Origin of the sequence: Rhodovulum tesquicola (assembly GCF_024128855.1) — a bacterium.
GTDB classification, from domain to species: Bacteria; Pseudomonadota; Alphaproteobacteria; order Rhodobacterales; family Rhodobacteraceae; genus Rhodovulum; species Rhodovulum tesquicola.
The window spans coordinates 1-16,440 of sequence record NZ_JAMYDV010000014.1 but is presented as its reverse complement, the minus strand read 5'-3'; the positions used below and the strand labels follow the sequence as shown (position 1 = coordinate 16,440).

Here is a 16,440-nt window from a genome sequence, read left to right as displayed (position 1 = left end):
CACATCCCGGCCTCATCCCGGCTACCCTGATCCCGACACTTCACTTCCGGGAGCAGCCTCATGCCATCCACTGAAGAACCGGATATAAAATCGGGGTTTCGCTTCCCGTCGGCGTTCACCATTCTGTTCGCGCTGATCGTCCTGGTCGCAGTCCTGACCTGGATCATCCCCGCAGGACAGTATGAGCGCGTCGCCTCCGAGGCCCTTGGCAAGGATGTGCCCGTCGCGGGCACCTATGCGCCCACGGACGCCGCCCCGCAGGGCTTTTTCGACGTCATCCTCGCCCCGATCGCGGGCTTCTATGACCCCGTCGAATACGTAGCCCGTGCCATCGACGTGTCGCTGTTCGTGCTGATCATCGGCGGGTTCATCGGGGTGGTGACGAGGACAGGCGCCATCGATGCCGGGATTGCGCGGGCCATGGTGCGTCTTAAGGGGCGCGAGAACTGGATGATCCCGATCCTGATGGCGCTATTTGCCCTTGGCGGCACGACCTATGGCATGGCCGAGGAAACGCTGGCTTTCTACGTCCTGCTGATTCCGGTGATGATCGCGGCAAAATACGACGCGCTGACGGCGGTGGCTGTAATCCTGCTGGGGGCCGGTGTGGGCGTCCTGGGATCAACGGTCAACGCTTTCTCGACCGTCATCGCCTCCGATGCGGCGGGGATCAGTTTCGCCGATGGTCTGGTGCTGCGGCTGATCATTCTGGTGGTTTGCTGGGGGGTCACGGTGGCCTTCGTGATGCGCTATGCGGCAAAGGTTCGGGCCGATCCGACGAAATCGCTGGTCTATGACAGACAGGCAGCGAACGAGGCGCATTTCCTTGCCGAGACCCCGTCAGAGAACGTCGGATTCACCGTGCTGCACAAGATCGTTCTGATCCTGTTCGCGCTGACCTTCGGCGTGATGATCTGGGGCGTGTCCATCGGCGGCTGGTGGATGGCGGAAATGAGCGGGCTGTTTCTGGCCGCCGCAATCGTGATCGGCATCGTCGCCCGGCTGGGTGAGGGCAAGCTGGTGGAGGCTTTCGTGAACGGCGCGCGCGATCTGCTGGGGGTCGCGCTGATCATCGGGCTCGCACGCGGAATTGTCGTCGTGATGGATGCCGGGATGATCACCGACACTATCCTGCACGCGGCGGAGACCAGCGTGGCCGGCCTGTCGCAGACCGCCTTTATCCTCGTGATCTACTGGGTTCAGGTCGGGCTGTCGTTCTTCGTGCCTTCCACCTCCGGGCTGGCCGTGCTGTCCATGCCCATTCTCGCCCCAGTCGCTGATTTCGCGGGCGTCAAGCGCGAACTGGTCGTCACCGCCTTCGCCACCGCCAGCGGCATGGTCAATCTGATCACGCCCACGTCGGCCGTGGTCATGGGCGGGTTGGCCATTGGCCGCGTTCCCTATGAACGCTGGCTGCGCTTTGTCTGGCCGCTTCTTCTTGTTCTCACTGTCATCGTCATGGCCGCCCTCGCGCTCGCCGTCCTGTTTGGAGCCCCCGCATGACACTCACTTACGGCGTTCATTCCGAGGCGGGCCAGTTGCGCCGCGTCATGGTTCACCGGCCCGGGTCGGAAATGGCGCGGCTGACGCCCGCCAATGCGGAAAGTCTGCTGTTCGACGATGTGCTCTGGGTCAAGCAGGCCCGCATTGACCACATGGCGTTCGTCGATGTGCTGCGCGAGCGCGGCGTCGAGGTGGTTCTCCTGCGGGAACTGCTGGAGGAGGTCGTCACCAACCCGGAGGCGCGTCGTTGGCTGCTGGATGCCCGGATCAACGACAATTCGGTGGGCGTGGGACTGGCCGCCGACCTGCACGCCTGTCTGATGGAGATGCCGGCCAACGCGCTGACCCATATCCTGATCGGTGGAATGAGCCGGGCGGAACTGCCCATTCCGATGAAGGGCGTCGTGGCCCCCATGCTGCGGGACGAGGATTTCCTGCTGCAGCCGATGCCCAACCAGATATTCACGCGCGACAGTTCCTGCTGGATCTACGGCGGAGTGACGCTCAACCCGATGTTCTGGCCCGCCCGCCGGCTGGAGACGCTGAACCTGGCCGCGATCTACCGGTTTCACCCCGATTTCAAGAATGCCGGTTTCCCGATCTGGTATGGCGATCCGATGGTGGATCACGGCCTTGCCACGCTCGAAGGCGGCGATGTGATGCCAGTTGGCAATGGGGTCGTGCTGGTCGGCATGGGCGAGCGCACCACGCCGCAGGCGGTCGGCCAACTGGCGCGCGCGCTGTTTGCCGGCGGCGGGGCGGAACGGGTGATCGCCTGCCAGTTCCCGCGCGCCCGGTCCTCGATGCATCTCGATACCGTCTTCACTTTCTGTGATCGCGATCTGGTGACGGTCTTTGCCGAAGTGACCGATGCGATCCAGACCTACTCGTTGCGGCCCGGTGAAAAGGGCGGCGTAGAGGTTACGGCAGAAAAGGCACCATTCCTTGATGTCGTTGCCGAGGCAATGGGCCTGAAGAAACTGCGAACCGTGTCCACTGGCGGCAATGCCTATGAAAGCCAGCGCGAACAATGGGACGACGCCAACAACCTGCTGTGCATCAGCCCCGGCGTCGTGGTGGGCTACGCGCGCAACACTCATTCCAACACGCTCCTGCGCAAGGCCGGGGTCGAGGTCATCACCATTTCCGGCGCCGAACTGGGGCGCGGTCGCGGCGGGTCGCACTGCATGACCTGTCCGCTCGTCCGCGATGCGGTGTGATGCGCGCAATTTTCGTGAAAGGACCACCCCATGCCCCAAAACCTGCACGGTCGCAGTTTCCTGAAACTGTTGGACTTCTCACCCGACGAGTTGAGGTTTCTCCTTCGCCTCGGTGCCAGCCTGAAGGAGGCCAAGGCGACAGGCACCGAAAAACAGCTTCTGAAGGGCAAGAATATCGCCCTTATCTTCGAGAAAGATAGCACGCGGACCCGCAGCGCGTTCGAAGTTGCCGCCTTCGATCAGGGCGCACATGTCACCTATCTGGGACCTTCGGGCAGCCATATCGGCACCAAGGAGACGATGAAGGACACGGCGCGGGTTCTGGGCCGGTTCTACGACGCCATCGAGTATCGCGGCTTTGGCCAGGCGGATGCAGAAGTGCTGGCGCAATTTGCCGGGGTGCCCGTCTACAACGGGCTGACGGACGAATTTCACCCGACGCAGATCCTTGCCGATCTGATGACGATGCGCGAATACACCCACAAGCACCTGTCCGACATTTCGTTCTGTTTCATCGGCGACACCGGCAGCAACATGGGAACATCCCTAATGTTTGGGGCGGCCTTGATCGGTATGGATATCAGGCTGTGCGGCCCGCAAAGCCTGTGGCCCGATCAGGCATTGGTCGATCAATGTCACAAACTGGCGGAAACCAGCGGCGCGCGGCTCACCCGGACCGAGAAACTGGCCGAAGGGGTGGAGGGCTGCGACTACATCTACACTGATGTCTGGGTGTCGATGGGCGAGCCCGAAGAGGTCTGGGCCGAACGCATCGCATTGCTGTCGCCCTATACCGTGACGCGGGACGTGATGGACCTGTCCGGCAACCCGCACACCAAGTTCCTGCATTGCCTGCCTGCCTTCCACAACCGCGACACCAAGACAGGCGAGGTAATGTTCCAGACATATGGCATCGACTGCATGGAGGTGACGGACGAGGTGTTTGAATCCCCCGCATCCGTCGTGTTCGATCAGGCGGAAAACCGGCTGCACTCTATCAAGGCGGTTCTTGTCGCCACGATAGGCGCCTGAGATGCGGATCGTGGTTGCCCTGGGCGGCAATGCCCTGTTGAAGCGCGGCGAGCCGATGACCGCGGAGGCGCAGCATACCAATGTCCGCGTCGCGGCGGCCGCTCTGGCCGATCTCGCGCGCGATCATCAGATCATCGTGGCGCATGGCAACGGCCCGCAGGTCGGGCTGATGGCGCTGCGCTCTGCCGCCTATGCGCCGGACAACCCCTGGCCGCTGGATATCCTTGGCGCCGAGACCGAAGGCATGATCGGTTATCTGATCGAGCAGGAACTGATGAACGCCCTGCCGAAGGGCACCGATTGCGCCACGCTGCTGACGCGGGTGGAGGTGGACCCGCAAGACCCCGCATTTGACCAGCCCACGAAACCCATCGGCCCGGTCTACACGGCGGAAGAGGCAAAACTGGTGCGCGCCGAACACCGCTGGTCGATGGTGGAAGAGTCGAAGGGCGGGTTGCGCCGTGTGGTGCCATCCCCGCTGCCGGTGGCCATTCTGGGCATCGGGCCGATCCGTTTGCTGGTCGAAGCCGGTGTCTGCGTGATCTGTGCGGGCGGTGGTGGCATCCCGGTGGTGCGTGGTGCAGATGGCAAGATGGAGGGCGTCGAAGCGGTGATCGACAAGGATCGCACTTCGGCCTTGCTGGCGCAGGCTCTGCACGCCGATGTCCTCTTGATGCTGACCGACGTGGAAGCGGTGTATCGCGACTGGGGTGGGCAGCATCAGGCCGCCATCGGCCAGGTCACGCCGGATGCGCTCGACGCCATGAGCTTCGCGGCAGGCTCAATGGGGCCAAAGATCACCGCCGCCTGCGATTTCGTGCGGTCGGGCGGTGCCATGGCCGGGATTGGCCGCCTGCAAGACGCGCGCCGGATCGTTGAAGGGCACGCTGGCACGCAAGTGCGCATGGAACAACTGCCGGATGAAAATCGATTGCCCGGCGAAAAGAGCTCCGTAAAGCTGGCGAACCACCAACATGAATCAGTGCGGGGCCATGCTTGACGGTTCATCGTAGATTACAACCTTGCGGCAGGCCTCGTCCCCGATGGCTCCGCAGGGTGATACCCCGTCCCACCCGATGCACCTGTCCCCCTCGTCCGATGCATCGGGTGGACGGTCCAATGCCTGCGCTCAGATGCGGCGGTGGGTGACCCAGAAGGATAGAAGATGACCCATTCCATGACCGGCAAGATCGCTCTCGTCACCGGCGCCGCAGGTGCTCTTGGGATGGCTGCCGCAAGGTTGCTTGCAGACCGAGGCGCGACTATCGCCGCCACTGACATGGCGGGCGCGGATTTCGGTCCACTGCGCGCGGCAATCCCGGATGCGCAACGCTTGCTGATCGTTGAGGCCGATGTGACCGATGAGGCTGCGTTCGGTGCTGCCGTAGCGGCGACCGTCGAGAGGTTCGGCACCATCGACATCTTCTTCAACAATGCAGGGATCGAAGGGCCGGTCGCCCCCATCCCGGATTTCCCGACTGACGGCTTCCGCAAGGTGATGGACGTCAACGTGTCGGGCATCTTCCTCGGGCTGAAACTGGTTATCCCGATCATGGCCAAGGCTGGGCGCGGCAGCATCATCAATTCCTCCAGCGTGGCCGGGCTGACCGGATCTGCAGGCCTGTGTGCCTATGTCGCCAGCAAGCACGCGGTTCTTGGCCTGACGCGGGCGGCGGCGGTCGAGTGGGGGGCCAGGGGCATCCGCGTGAACTGCATCAACCCCGGCCCGATCGAAAGCCGGATGATGTCTTCGATCGAGGAAGGCGCCAGCCCCGGCGCAGCCGCCGCCGTTCATGACGGTTTCGCGGCGACGATTCCGATGAAGCGCTATGGGACGCCGGACGAAGTCGCAGGTGTCGTGGCTTTTCTTGCATCCGACGATGCCGCCTATGTCAACGGAGCAGCCTATACAGTCGATGGCGGCATGACGGCCGCCTGATCACTTGAGCAATGGTCCGTCGTGATCGAGATAGGTCTTGTCGAACTCTGCAAGCGCCACCAATCCGTCCAGATCGTGAATCTCGACCTGACCATGCTGGAACGTCACAAGGCCGTCCTCGCGCAATTCGCGCAGTACGCGATTCACATGAACCGCGCTCAGCCCCAACGTGTCGGCCAGCAGGTATTGCGACAGCGGGCAGGCATAACCCGACGTCGATCCCAGCCCAACCAGTTTCAGCCTCGCCCCCAGTTCCAGAAGGAAATGCGCGGTACGCTCCTTCGCATCCCGACGGCCGATGCTCACCAGATGCTCGACCACCATGGCCTCATCACGCGACGCGGCCCAGAGCACAGCGGTGGCAAGTCGGGGCGTCTCGTTGAAGGTCTCCAGCAGATCGCGCACCAGCACTTCGGAAGCCTCGACCTTCGTCACGGGTTCAATGTTGTGGTCCGAAGTTCGGAACAGCACAGACCGCAGGCCAAGGAAATCACCGGGGATCTGGAAATCGACGATCTGTCGCGTGCCATCCGCGAGGATCTTGTAGGAACAGACCCAGCCCGATGCCAGGATATAGGCCGCCTGATCGGTCTGCCCCTGATGCACCATGTCCACGCCGGCGGGAAAGACCTTTCGCCGACCATGCAATCTGTCAAGCGCCGACTGCTCTTTGTTGGACAGGGCGACAAAGGCACCGAGTTTACGCGCGAATGGGCTGTGAATGACACTCAATGCCAACGCTCCTCTGACGACAGATGTCCCGGAGGGACGGACGCGGGCACATGGGACTGTGTCTGTGCAAACGACACATAGGCGCCAGGACACCTGTTCGAACTGATCTGCCTCAGCCAACGCTACCACACATCTGCGACACTGGCGCACTGATCCCGATCAACGGGCGTCTCACACCCGACATCTGTTCACGGAAGGCCAAGCCAATGCCCCACATCCCCGACGTGCCAGGAAGTGCGGCGCTCGCGATCTGCGAGTCGCTTCTGCTTGCACTGAATGACCGCAACATCCTGCCGGAACGCGAGATCGTCGGAATCCTTCGCGATGCCGCCGCGGCGCACGCGAATGACACGGGTGATGACGGACAGACCGAGGTCCACGCCGCAGTCGCGGCCCTGATCAACGGCATTCTTGCTGGTGGAAACTCGGTCCGTCGCAGGTGACGGCTATTGAAGCGATAGAAGCCCACTGTCCATCTGCAACAGGAGAGGCCAGAAAAGGTCAAAAACACGCAGCGCAGGATAAAGGCGGCCAGTTCGATGAACCGAATCCCAGGTCGGCGGGGTCGAATGGAAGCTGGCGTATCCGCGCTCACTCCCGCCCCCGACCGATCCAGCCCTTGCTGCGAAACCAGATCAGCAGCCCGGCCGCGATTATCGCCATGAGCATCAGGATCGCCGGATAGCCGTAGCGCCAGCCGAGCTCCGGCATGGACAATGGCCCTGCTTCGGGATCGAAGTTCATGCCGTAGACGCCGACGATGAAGGTCAGCGGGATGAAGATCGTGGCGATGATGGTCAGCACCTTCATCACCTCGTTCATCCGGTTGCTGACGCTGGAGAGATGGATGTCGACCAGGCCCGAGCATATTTCACGATAGGTCTCGATCATGTCGATCAGCTGGATCGCGTGGTCGTGGCAATCGCGCAGATAGATCAGGGTCTGCTTCTCGATCAGGGGTGAGTCCTCGCGCAGCAGCGCATTGACCATGTCGCGCAGGGGCCACAATGCGCGTCGGGCCGTCAAGAGGTTCCGCTTCAGTTCATGGATGCGGGCGATCTGCCGGTTTCCGGGCTGTGCAATGACATCGTCCTCCAGTTCCTCGACTTGCTCGCCATACGCCTCAAGGATCGGAAAGAACGCGTCGATCGCGGCGTCGATCAGCGCATAGGCCAGATAGTCCGGGCCGCGCTGGCGGATCTGGCCGCCGGGATTGCGCAGCCGGTGGCGCACCGGGTCGAAACTGTCTCCCGGGCGCTCCTGGAACGTCACGACGAAGTCGCGCCCCAGTGCCATGGTGACCTGCTCCGTCTCCAGTCTGGACGGTGAAACGTCCACCGTCGATGGAGAGGCCACCGGCATGCGCAGGACGATGAAGAGATAGCTGTCATAGGCCTCGACCTTGGGGCGCTGGTGCAGGTTCACGATGTCCTCGAGCGCCAGCGGATGAAGCCCGAATTCCTTGCCGATGTGCTGAAGCGTGGGGATGTCTCCCAGCCCGTCGACATTGATCCAGCGGACAGCCGGGGCATGCACAGATGCGGCCAGGTCGGTGAGGACCGCGGACGCGGTTTCTTCAAAGCTGTCCGCACCGTAGGCAATCGTCTGGATCTGCGGATGCACGGCCTCCGGCGCCACGGTCAATGTTCCGGGGGCGGCACCCGGCGGGGTCCGGCGGCGATGTCTGTTCCGATGCGGTTTCGGGTGGCTCAAGCCGTGTCTCGATTCAGTTGCAGGTCAGACCTTGGCAGAGATGTAGTGCCGGGGAGCATGCCTCACTTCCTCCACGACGAGACTAACCTGGCGGCGGGCGCCACCAGGTACTTGACGAGCGGGATCGTTGTGAGACCGAGCGCAAGTCCGAAGAGGCCGTCCAGACCGGCGGTCACTGTCCACTGCACGACGGCGCCTGCAATGCCAACCAGTCGCGCTGCACCCGCCGCCAGATCATGGATTTGGTGACCGATCATGCCCCATCCCAGCACGTCCAGGCCATGGATCACGATCGATCCTCCGACCCACAGCATCGCGGCCGTGCCGATTGCGGATATCACTGCCAGCACGGAGGGCATCGCCTTCACGATCCCCACGCCAAGGGAGCGTGTGACCGGCCAGCGCCCGACCTGCGCCAACCGCAGACCGAAATCATCTGCTTTAACCAGAATGGCGACGCTGCCGTAGACGAGAATGGTTATGCCGATGGCGACTACCGCGAGGGCCGATCCCGTAACCCAGAGGCTGTCGGATGTGATCTGCGCCAACGCGATGGTCATGATCTCGGCAGAGAGTATGAAGTCCGTCTTGATCGCCCCCGCGACACGGTCGGCCTCCAGGTGCGCGGCGTCAAGCGTTTCGGGCGCGGGTCCGTGATCGGCCTCGGGGCGGATCAGATGCAGGATCTTCTCCGCCCCTTCGAAACACAGATAGGTACCACCCAGCATCAGCAGGGGCGTCAGAAGCCAGGGCGCGAAGGCCGAGAGCAGCATTGCCGCCGGCAGCAGGATGACCAGCTTGTTGAAGATCGACCCGCGCGCGATCTTCCAGACCATCGGTAGCTCGCGCGCGGCGGGCAGGTTCTGAACGTACTTGGGCGTAACGGCGGCATCGTCGATCACGACGCCGAGCGATTTTGTGCCGGCCTTTGCGGCGTCATCGATCACCGAGCCGGCGATCTTCACACCTGCGCGCGAAGCCTGAGACGCGACATCGTCAATATGAACAGCCGCGAGCTTGGCAAGCGCGGCTATGTCGTCGAGCAGTGAAAGCAGGCCGCTCATTCGCTATACTCCAACCTGCCCACTCTGGTAGCCGTTAGACCGTTCCGGGATTCTGCCGCCAACCCTTTCACAGATCGATCCGCCGCAGCCGCAGCGCGTTCGTGATCACTGAAACGGAGGACAGACTCATGGCCGCCGCGGCGATCATCGGCGAGAGCAAAAGGCCGGTGACGGGATACAGCAGTCCGGCCGCGATGGGGACGCCAAGAGCGTTGTAGGCGAAGGCAAAGAACAGGTTCTGCTTGATGTTGCGCAGGGTGGCGCGGGCCAGCTTGCGCGCTCGCACGATTCCCATCAGGTCGCCGCCCAGCAGGGTGATGCCGGCGCTCTCCATCGCCACATCCGCACCGGTGCCCATGGCGATGCCGACATCGGCTGCGGCCAGTGCCGGGGCGTCGTTCACCCCATCGCCCGCCATCGCGATCTTGTGGCCGTCGCGGCGCAGCTGGTCGATCAGGTCCTTCTTCGCCTCGGGCAGGATGCCCGCGCGCACCTCGTCGATGCCAAGCTTGCCCGCCACCGCCTGCGCCGTGCGCTCGTTGTCGCCGGTCGCCATGATCACGCGCAGCCCTTGGGCATGAAGTTCCCTGATGGCCTGCGCGGTGGAGTCCTTGATCGGGTCGGCCACCGCCACGATGCCGGCAAGCGCACCATCGACCGCGATGAACATCGCCGTCTTCCCTTCGGCGCGTAGAGTGTTGGCCTTTGCCTCTGCGGCGCCAGTGTCCAATCCCATCTCCCGCATCATCGCGGCATTTCCAAGCGCCACCGCGCGTCCCCCGACACTGCCACGCACGCCCTTGCCGGTGACGGCCTCGAAGTCGGTCGCTTCCAGACGCGCCGCACCCTGCGCCTCCGCCCCTTCGACGATCGCTTCGGCCAGCGGGTGCTCCGAACCGCGCTCGAGGGCAGCGGCCAGCGACAGCAGGTCGGTCTCGGTGACGTCCCCGAGCGCAACCGTATCGGTCAGCTTCGGCTTGCCCATGGTCAGGGTGCCGGTCTTGTCGACGATCAGCGTATCGACACCCGCCATGCGCTCCAGCGCCTCGGCGTCCTTGATCAGCACGCCCGCCTGCGCGCCGCGCCCCGCGGCCGTGGTGATGGAGATCGGCGTCGCGAGTCCGAGCGCACAGGGACAGGCAATGATGAGGACCGAAACGGCGGATGCTATGGCGAAGACCAGCGCAGGTTCGGGGCCGACGGTCAGCCAGACGACGAAGGCTATTACGGCGATAGCGACCACCGTCGGCACGAACACCGCCGAAACACGGTCGGCCAGACCCTGGATCGGCGCGCGCGACCGGCGCGCGTTCGACACCATGGCCACGATCTGCGCCAGCACAGTGTCGGACCCGACCTTGCCCGCCTCGATCACCAGAGAGCCGTTCTTGTTGATCGTGGCCCCGGTCACCGCATCGCCCGGACCCTTTTCGACGGGCATCGACTCGCCGGTCAGCATGCTTTCATCGAGCGATGAGCGGCCCTCGATCACAGTCCCGTCCACCGGGACCGCATCACCGGGGCGCACCCGCAGCCTGTCCCCCTCCATGACGTTCTCGAGCGGCGCGTCGTACTCCGTGCCATCCGGCAGGATGCGCCGCGCGGTCTTGGGCGCGAGGTCCAGAAGTGCGCGGATCGCATCCCCGGTGCGTTCGCGTGCCCGCAGTTCCAGCACCTGGCCCACGAAGACCAAGGTGACGATCACCACGGCCGCCTCGAAATAGGTGCCGACGCCGTGGCCCATCCGGTATTGGTCCGGAAAGACACCCGGCAGGAACGTGGCTACGAGCGAGTAAAGGTAGGCCGCCGCCACGCCGATGCTGATCAGCGTCCACATGTTGGGGCTGCGGTTCACGATCGAGTCCCAGCCGCGCCGGAAGAAGGGCAAGGCGGCCCAGAGGATGATTGGCGTGGCAAGCACGAATTCAAGATAGCTGGCGGTCTGATGCCCGATCCAGTCGCGCACTGGCAGCGCGACCAGTTCACCCATCGTCAGGATGATGAGCGGCACCGCAGCCGCCGCCGAGATCCACATCCGCCGCGTGAAGTCGGTCAACTCCTCGCTCGGCTCGTCCGAGGGGACCATCGGCTCCAGCGCCATGCCGCAGATCGGGCAGGATCCCGGTGCATCGCGAACGATCTCCGGATGCATCGGGCAGGTGTACTGGACGTTGGCCGGAGCGGCCTTCTTCTGTCCCGCGGCCCGGCCGGAAGCGTAGAACCACGGATCCGCCTTGAACTTCGTCTGGCACTTCTCGGAGCAGAAATGAAAGGTCTCGCCCTGGAACGCGGCGTGACGCCCGTCCGTCTTGACCGCGACCGTCATCCCGCAGACCGGGTCCATCGCCGTCTCGGTCCCCGCCGGAATTTCAGGCGCCGCGTGATGATGATCATGCTCCATGGTCTGCCAGCCTTTCAGTATCGCGTTTCAGTTTGCGGCTTCGACTCATTGGAAGCTCAAGCCCTTTTGAACGTCGGTCATGCGCGTCATCTTCGGGCCTTCCCTGCATCGCCACCCAGAGCAGCGGCAATCCGGCGACCAGGCCGAGGCCAAGCACAGCCCACGTCGCGCGTCCCAGGTCTCCGCTGACCGCTTCGCCACCGAATTGGGCGAGCAGGAAGCTTGCTGGGATGATGCCCGCCAGCGTCGCTAGTGCGAAACGCCAGGCGTGCAGTCGCCTAAGCCAGGCCGCATAGCTGATCATGTCGAAGGACTCGAAGGGCTTCAGGCGGCTGGAAAAAACCGTCGCCGTCAACCCGGTCTGCGAGCCGAGAAGCCCGGCATCGACGTGGTCGCCGAACACCCGCCGCAAGACATCATGCCCCAGAACCCGTGCGAGACCGAAGGCGATCAGTGCCCCAAGCTCCGCGCAAATAACGACCTGCACGGTCCCCCAGAGATGTCCGTAGGCCGTTCCGGCCACCAGTGCGATCGGCGCGCTCGGGATGGGGCTGGCTACGACTGCAAGGGTCATGAGAGTGACTATCAGGACCGGCCCCCAGAGACCGGCGCGCGCCACCAGCATTTCCAGACGCTCGACGTCCAGAAGACTGTGCGCCTCGGCGAATGCCGAAGGCGCGAACTGCCAGACAGCGAGCAGTCCGATGCCGAGGATCGCAAGGCCCGCGAGAATGGTGGCGCGCAGCCTCATCTCAGACCGCCGCGACGGCCTTCGCCAGGAGGTCGCGCACCTCGCCCGCCACGGCCGTCAGTTCGGCGTTCTCGATGGCCTGCATCGACGCCACAGGATCGATGGCGCTGACTTCCACGCCGCCCCCCACCTCGCGCAGGATGACGTTGCAGGGGAGCATCGCACCCACGCGCGGTTCGATCCCGATGGCCTGATGCGCCATCTTCGGGTTGCAAGCGCCGAGTATGCGATAGGCGGGCATCTCGACATCGAGCTTCTTCTTCATCGTCGCCTTGACGTCGATCTCGGTCAGGACGCCGAAGCCATGGTCAGCCAACGCCTTGCGCGCGCGTGCGTCGACGTCGTCGATACTCGACGCGGAGATCATTCGATTGATCGTATAGGCCATTGAGAAGTCCTTTCTCTCATTTCCGAAGATATTTGATGAGCGCCGCGATGTCCAAAACCACCAGCAAAAGGATCAGCAGGCCGAAGAGCCAGCCAAATTCCATTCCGAAACCCATTCCGGAGCCCATGTCGTTCCAGTTCATCATCCCATCCCCCTGATCCTCAGAATTCGGATGCGCCGTTTCATCGCAGCTCGCCACAACATGGGGCAGGACGCCACAGTGCTTCTTGGGGCCGGTGTGTTGGGCCCGAGCCACGACCGCGACCTCGGGCTTCACGTTGGTGGCGAAGTGTGGCATGTGGTGACGATGCCGCATCCAGCTCGGGGCCCGATCCCGAACGAGGCCTCCATCACGCACCTGATCGGCGCCGTTCTGGATGAGCGGAAGGACGAGTGGCAGACAAAGAGCCGCGACATGAGGGGCAAGCCATTCGCCCACATGGACAAGGAGGTGATCGACCCCATGCTCAGCATCACCCCGAACGCCGCAAGATCATCCCCTTGGGTCGTCCGGAAAACAACAACAGCGTGACGAGCCTGATCTGCCCTCGCCTGTTCGCAGGTGTTCAGCGTGTGGACAAGCTTGACCGCGACGAAGCACTGGAATTGTCTCCCGGCAATTTGATGGACGCCTGAAACCCCGAAGCAGCGCCGGGACGCGGGGATCTCAGAACCAGCGGGCTTTCGATGCGATCCGCAATGGCGGCAACAATCGCGAGACCCAGCCCGCTGCCATCTGCACTTGCGCCCGCGCGCTCAAAGCGGGCTGTGAGACGGTCCAGAGTTTCAGGTGGCAGGACGGGCCCGTCGTTCGCGACGATCAACTGGCCATCCCGCGTCAAGGTCACGTCGACCGGGGCGGCGTCCGAGCCATGTCGCAGAGCGTTCTCCACGAGGTTTCGACACAGGATCCCGAAGGCGTCGGGATCGAGGTCCGACATCACCGGTGCCTCCGGCAGCGTCAACGCGATGCGGCCAGGCGATCCATTTCGGGCGACATCGTCGACTACCAGCCGTGCAACGATCCTGAGATCGGAGCATCGATCCAGGCGAAGCTGTCCGCCTTCGGCCCGCGCGAGTTGCATCAGGCGTTCGGACAGCCGGGTCAGTCTCTTGAGAGTGGCCTCGATCTCGGCCGCCCGCGCCCTGGCGGCCGTGTCGCCAGTTTCCGACTGCAGGCGCTGGACTTGGGCGATGGCGCCGGCCAAGGGTGTGCGAAGCTCATGCGCGGCGTTCGCGGCGAAGCTTCGTTCGGCATCAAAGGCGGCCTTCAGCCGGTCGAGCAGCCTGTTGAGGGTGGCTGCCACAGGAGCGATTTCGGACGGGATGTCACCGTCCGGAACGGGTGACAGGTCGCGGGCACTGCGCGCATCCAACCGTTCGCCGAAGCGTCGAAGGGGTGCGAGGCTCGCCTTGACGGCGAAAACGATGGACAGCAACGCCAGGGGCACCACGATCAGCAAGGGCAGACCCAGACCCATCTGTATCTCGCGCGCGACGGAGGCGCGGTGCTCCAGGGGTTCGGCGACCGTGATCCTGACGGTCCCCTGCAGCGCGTCTTCGTTGTAGAGGCGGTGGGTTGCGGTATGGCGGAAGCCCGGGCCGTCATATTCCGGAAAAACCGCCACGTCGGCCTCGTGGGATTGCAGCAGGATACGACCAGCGGCGTCACGCACGATGTAGGTGAAGAACTCGTCGTGCTCGCGGATCGCGCCGAGACGCTGCGTTACACCATCGTCCTCGCGCCCGACGACATCCACGACCGCCAGCGGCAACAGGCGCTGCGCGGTTTCCTGCAGCGCGGAATCGAAGACCTCGTCCATCTCACCCCGCAGGATCAAAGCCGTCACAGAGGCGGCAGCGATCCACAGCACGGTCAACAGAATGCCAAGGAACAATCCGAGCCGGGCCTGAAGGCTCGCGGGCCACCTCATGGCTTGCCCAGGCGGTAGCCCATACCGCGCTCGGTCTCGATGATGGCGCTGCCGAGCTTCTTGCGCAGGCGGCTGACATGCACCTCGATGGTGTTGCTCTCCACCTCGGCGTCGAAGGCGTAGAGTTTCTCTTCCAGCTGCGCCTTCGACAGAAGCTGCCCGGGGCGGGACAGGAGCGCCTCGAACAGCGCCCATTCGCGTGCCGTCAGCGCGATCAGTTTGCCGTCACGGCGAATGCTGCGCGCGGCAAGGTCGATCTCCAGCGCGCCGTGGCTGATGATCGGGTTCGGATTGCCGGTGTAGCGCCGGGCGACCGAGCCGATGCGCGCCGACAGTTCCGACAGGTCGAACGGCTTCACGAGGTAGTCGTCGGCCCCGGCATTCAATCCTTCGATCCGGTCCGACACCTGGTCGAGCGCGGTCAGGATGATCACGGGTGTCACGTCGCCGCGCGCGCGCAGGGTTTTGAGAAAGCCGATGCCGCGGCCATCGGGCAGCATCAGGTCGAGCAGCACGAGATCGTAAGCGGCGCCGGCCATGGCATCTCCCGCCGCATCCAGCCGCGTGACCCAGTCCACCGACTGACCGTCGCCTGCGATCTGGTCGCGCACGGCAGCGCCCAGAACCGTGTCGTCCTCGATCAGCAGGATGCGCATGTTGGTCCCGATCCTTTCCCGATGATCCTCCATGACTTGTCTGGCTGACGCAAAGCTGACACCGCCGGGTTCCGAGCTTCAGGCTCCCGTCAGCTTCGCCGCGCATGTGTTGCATCAAGAGGCGTGCCACGAGGAGTTTGCCCCATGAAGAAGACATTGACAATTCTCGGCTTTCTCGCGGTCTTCCCGGCTGGGGTAGCGCTTGCCGATGACGACTGCTTCGTGCCCATGGCGGACTGGCAGCCGAGGGATGCCGTTCAGCGCCTCGCCGAAGACAGCGGCTGGACCGTGCGCCGCATCAAGATCGATGACGGCTGCTACGAGATCGACGGCCGGGATGCCGAGGGGCGCCGTATCGAGGTCACGGTTCATCCTGGCACGCTGGAGGTGATCGAGCTGGAATACGAGGACGATGAGGACGAAGATGATCGCTCTCGCAGGGATCGGGAGCAGCGAAGCGATGACTGATCCGGCGCAGCTCGCAAAGAACGTCAACTTGGGGCCAATCCGGTCGTCAATTTCCTGGACGACAGCCGTTGGCGACCTTCTGAACCTGTCTGGCCCCTTTCTGGTCGCCCTGATGTGCGTTCTGGCGGGGCTGCTCGGCTTCACCACGTATGCGTCCTACGGTTCGGAGGCAGCCATTGGTATTGCCGTCGGGGCCGCGGCGGTGGTCGCCATGAGCCAGACCCTGATCCTTGCCGCACGACCGCGTCTGCTGGAGCCGTTGTTCGGTGGGCTCGACCGCATGTACCGGGTCCACAAGTGGCTGGGTATCTCCGCGATGGTCCTGATGATCCTGCACCAGCAGATCGAGCCGGATTTCGAGCGGACGGTGCGCGAGACCGGGTTGGGGGAGCTAGGCGAAGGGCTCCACGCCGTTGATCTTGCAGGTCTCGATCAGCGAGGCGATGCGGCCCCAGGTTCTGCCGCCCTCGTCATGACCGGCGAAGAGTGCATTCTTGCGATTCAGGGCAATCGGACGAACCAGATTTTCGACATTGTTGGAGTCGATCTCGACGCGGCCGTCGGTCAGGAAGGTCTGCAACCCGTTCCAGTGGTTATGGATATAGGCGAGCTTTTCGCCGAGGCGGGACTTGGCGGAGA

At 63.7% G+C, this 16,440-nt stretch carries 17 protein-coding genes and 2 pseudogenes; 9 read left to right on the top strand and 10 right to left on the bottom strand.

The annotated features are described in order from the left end of the window. Positions 1 to 60: 60 nt before the first annotated feature. The 5 genes from NHN26_RS12300 (at position 61) to NHN26_RS12280 (ending at position 5,694) form a co-directional block, all read left to right on the top strand. Positions 61 to 1,503 (top strand): YfcC family protein, encoded by a 1,443-nt coding sequence (locus NHN26_RS12300; protein ID WP_253089703.1) that lies wholly within the window; start codon positions 61 to 63, stop codon positions 1,501 to 1,503. Continuing rightward, positions 1,500 to 2,723, top strand: a complete 1,224-nt coding sequence (gene arcA / locus NHN26_RS12295; RefSeq protein ID WP_253089702.1) for an arginine deiminase — start codon at positions 1,500 to 1,502, stop codon at positions 2,721 to 2,723. The genes NHN26_RS12300 and arcA overlap by 4 nt, the downstream gene beginning before the upstream one ends. 30 nt (positions 2,724 to 2,753) lie before the next feature. After that, positions 2,754 to 3,755, top strand: a complete 1,002-nt coding sequence (gene argF, locus NHN26_RS12290) for an ornithine carbamoyltransferase (RefSeq protein WP_253089701.1) — start codon at positions 2,754 to 2,756, stop codon at positions 3,753 to 3,755. Between the two features lies 1 nt (position 3,756). Continuing rightward, positions 3,757 to 4,755 carry a carbamate kinase gene (gene arcC / locus NHN26_RS12285; protein WP_253089700.1) on the top strand — a complete coding sequence of 333 codons (999 nt, stop codon included), beginning with the start codon at positions 3,757 to 3,759 and terminating at the stop codon, positions 4,753 to 4,755. A 165-nt stretch (positions 4,756 to 4,920) separates the two neighbouring features. Beyond that, positions 4,921 to 5,694, top strand: a complete 774-nt coding sequence (locus NHN26_RS12280) for an SDR family NAD(P)-dependent oxidoreductase (RefSeq protein WP_253089699.1) — start codon at positions 4,921 to 4,923, stop codon at positions 5,692 to 5,694. Here the strand turns inward: NHN26_RS12280 and NHN26_RS12275 are convergent, their stop codons facing one another. After that, positions 5,695 to 6,426: a Crp/Fnr family transcriptional regulator gene (locus NHN26_RS12275; RefSeq protein ID WP_253089761.1), complete on the bottom strand. Its 732-nt coding sequence runs from the start codon at positions 6,424 to 6,426 to the stop codon at positions 5,695 to 5,697. A gap of 206 nt (positions 6,427 to 6,632) precedes the next feature. Between NHN26_RS12275 and NHN26_RS12270 the strand changes: the two genes are divergently transcribed. Continuing rightward, positions 6,633 to 6,869, top strand: coding sequence for a hypothetical protein (locus NHN26_RS12270; protein ID WP_253089698.1), 237 nt, complete (start codon positions 6,633 to 6,635; stop codon positions 6,867 to 6,869). Positions 6,870 to 7,017: 148 nt separating this feature from the next. Here the strand turns inward: NHN26_RS12270 and corA are convergent, their stop codons facing one another. The 6 genes from corA to NHN26_RS17500 form a co-directional block, all read right to left on the bottom strand. After that, positions 7,018 to 8,064 (bottom strand): magnesium/cobalt transporter CorA, encoded by a 1,047-nt coding sequence (gene corA / locus NHN26_RS12265; RefSeq protein WP_253089697.1) that lies wholly within the window; start codon positions 8,062 to 8,064, stop codon positions 7,018 to 7,020. Between the two features lie 137 nt (positions 8,065 to 8,201). After that, on the bottom strand, positions 8,202 to 9,203 hold the full coding sequence (locus tag NHN26_RS12260) for a DUF808 domain-containing protein (RefSeq protein WP_253089696.1): 1,002 nt from the start codon (positions 9,201 to 9,203) through the stop codon (positions 8,202 to 8,204). Between the two features lie 67 nt (positions 9,204 to 9,270). Further along, on the bottom strand, positions 9,271 to 11,604 hold the full coding sequence (locus NHN26_RS12255; RefSeq protein WP_153749730.1) for a heavy metal translocating P-type ATPase: 2,334 nt from the start codon (positions 11,602 to 11,604) through the stop codon (positions 9,271 to 9,273). Next, positions 11,594 to 12,355, bottom strand: a complete 762-nt coding sequence (locus NHN26_RS12250; RefSeq protein ID WP_153749731.1) for a TVP38/TMEM64 family protein — start codon at positions 12,353 to 12,355, stop codon at positions 11,594 to 11,596. The genes NHN26_RS12255 and NHN26_RS12250 overlap by 11 nt, the downstream gene beginning before the upstream one ends. Position 12,356: 1 nt before the next feature. After that, a complete protein-coding gene (locus tag NHN26_RS12245; protein WP_153749732.1) occupies positions 12,357 to 12,743 on the bottom strand; it encodes a DUF302 domain-containing protein in 387 nt (128 codons plus the stop codon). 16 nt (positions 12,744 to 12,759) lie between these two features. Further along, positions 12,760 to 12,885, bottom strand: coding sequence for a hypothetical protein (locus tag NHN26_RS17500; protein WP_290442957.1), 126 nt, complete (start codon positions 12,883 to 12,885; stop codon positions 12,760 to 12,762). A gap of 30 nt (positions 12,886 to 12,915) precedes the next feature. Here NHN26_RS17500 and NHN26_RS12240 point away from each other — a divergent pair, with 30 nt between their 5' ends. Further along, positions 12,916 to 13,275 carry a hypothetical protein gene (locus NHN26_RS12240; protein ID WP_153749733.1) on the top strand — a complete coding sequence of 120 codons (360 nt, stop codon included), beginning with the start codon at positions 12,916 to 12,918 and terminating at the stop codon, positions 13,273 to 13,275. Positions 13,276 to 13,309: 34 nt separating this feature from the next. Here NHN26_RS12240 and NHN26_RS12235 read toward each other — a convergent pair whose 3' ends face one another. Together NHN26_RS12235 and NHN26_RS12230 are read right to left on the bottom strand one after the other, a co-directional pair. Further along, the gene (locus tag NHN26_RS12235; RefSeq protein WP_253089695.1) at positions 13,310 to 14,677 is read right to left on the bottom strand and encodes an ATP-binding protein; all 1,368 of its coding nucleotides are present in this window, start codon (positions 14,675 to 14,677) and stop codon (positions 13,310 to 13,312) included. After that, positions 14,674 to 15,333, bottom strand: coding sequence for a response regulator transcription factor (locus tag NHN26_RS12230; protein WP_253089694.1), 660 nt, complete (start codon positions 15,331 to 15,333; stop codon positions 14,674 to 14,676). The genes NHN26_RS12235 and NHN26_RS12230 overlap by 4 nt, the downstream gene beginning before the upstream one ends. Before the next feature lie 144 nt (positions 15,334 to 15,477). Here NHN26_RS12230 and NHN26_RS12225 point away from each other — a divergent pair, with 144 nt between their 5' ends. Together NHN26_RS12225 and NHN26_RS17590 are read left to right on the top strand one after the other, a co-directional pair. After that, positions 15,478 to 15,801 (top strand): PepSY domain-containing protein, encoded by a 324-nt coding sequence (locus NHN26_RS12225; RefSeq protein ID WP_253089693.1) that lies wholly within the window; start codon positions 15,478 to 15,480, stop codon positions 15,799 to 15,801. After that, positions 15,746 to 16,078: pseudogene (locus NHN26_RS17590) on the top strand (ferredoxin reductase family protein); the annotation flags it as partial. The gene NHN26_RS12225 and the pseudogene NHN26_RS17590, both read left to right, overlap by 56 nt. Positions 16,079 to 16,195: 117 nt before the next feature. Here NHN26_RS17590 and NHN26_RS12215 read toward each other — a convergent pair. Then, positions 16,196 to 16,440: pseudogene (locus NHN26_RS12215) on the bottom strand (IS66 family transposase); the annotation flags it as partial.

Coding starts and splice junctions, on each gene's coding strand:
- NHN26_RS12300 (WP_253089703.1), top strand. CDS start 61: ATGCCATCCACTGAAGAACCGGATATAAAATCGGGGTTTCGCTTCCCG.
- arcA (WP_253089702.1), top strand. CDS start 1,500: ATGACACTCACTTACGGCGTTCATTCCGAGGCGGGCCAGTTGCGCCGC.
- argF (WP_253089701.1), top strand. CDS start 2,754: ATGCCCCAAAACCTGCACGGTCGCAGTTTCCTGAAACTGTTGGACTTC.
- arcC (WP_253089700.1), top strand. CDS start 3,757: ATGCGGATCGTGGTTGCCCTGGGCGGCAATGCCCTGTTGAAGCGCGGC.
- NHN26_RS12280 (WP_253089699.1), top strand. CDS start 4,921: ATGACCCATTCCATGACCGGCAAGATCGCTCTCGTCACCGGCGCCGCA.
- NHN26_RS12270 (WP_253089698.1), top strand. CDS start 6,633: ATGCCCCACATCCCCGACGTGCCAGGAAGTGCGGCGCTCGCGATCTGC.
- NHN26_RS12260 (WP_253089696.1), bottom strand. CDS start 9,203: ATGAGCGGCCTGCTTTCACTGCTCGACGACATAGCCGCGCTTGCCAAG.
- NHN26_RS12255 (WP_153749730.1), bottom strand. CDS start 11,604: ATGGAGCATGATCATCATCACGCGGCGCCTGAAATTCCGGCGGGGACC.
- NHN26_RS12250 (WP_153749731.1), bottom strand. CDS start 12,355: ATGAGGCTGCGCGCCACCATTCTCGCGGGCCTTGCGATCCTCGGCATC.
- NHN26_RS12245 (WP_153749732.1), bottom strand. CDS start 12,743: ATGGCCTATACGATCAATCGAATGATCTCCGCGTCGAGTATCGACGAC.
- NHN26_RS17500 (WP_290442957.1), bottom strand. CDS start 12,885: ATGAACTGGAACGACATGGGCTCCGGAATGGGTTTCGGAATGGAATTT.
- NHN26_RS12240 (WP_153749733.1), top strand. CDS start 12,916: ATGCGCCGTTTCATCGCAGCTCGCCACAACATGGGGCAGGACGCCACA.
- NHN26_RS12235 (WP_253089695.1), bottom strand. CDS start 14,677: ATGAGGTGGCCCGCGAGCCTTCAGGCCCGGCTCGGATTGTTCCTTGGC.
- NHN26_RS12230 (WP_253089694.1), bottom strand. CDS start 15,333: ATGCGCATCCTGCTGATCGAGGACGACACGGTTCTGGGCGCTGCCGTG.
- NHN26_RS12225 (WP_253089693.1), top strand. CDS start 15,478: ATGAAGAAGACATTGACAATTCTCGGCTTTCTCGCGGTCTTCCCGGCT.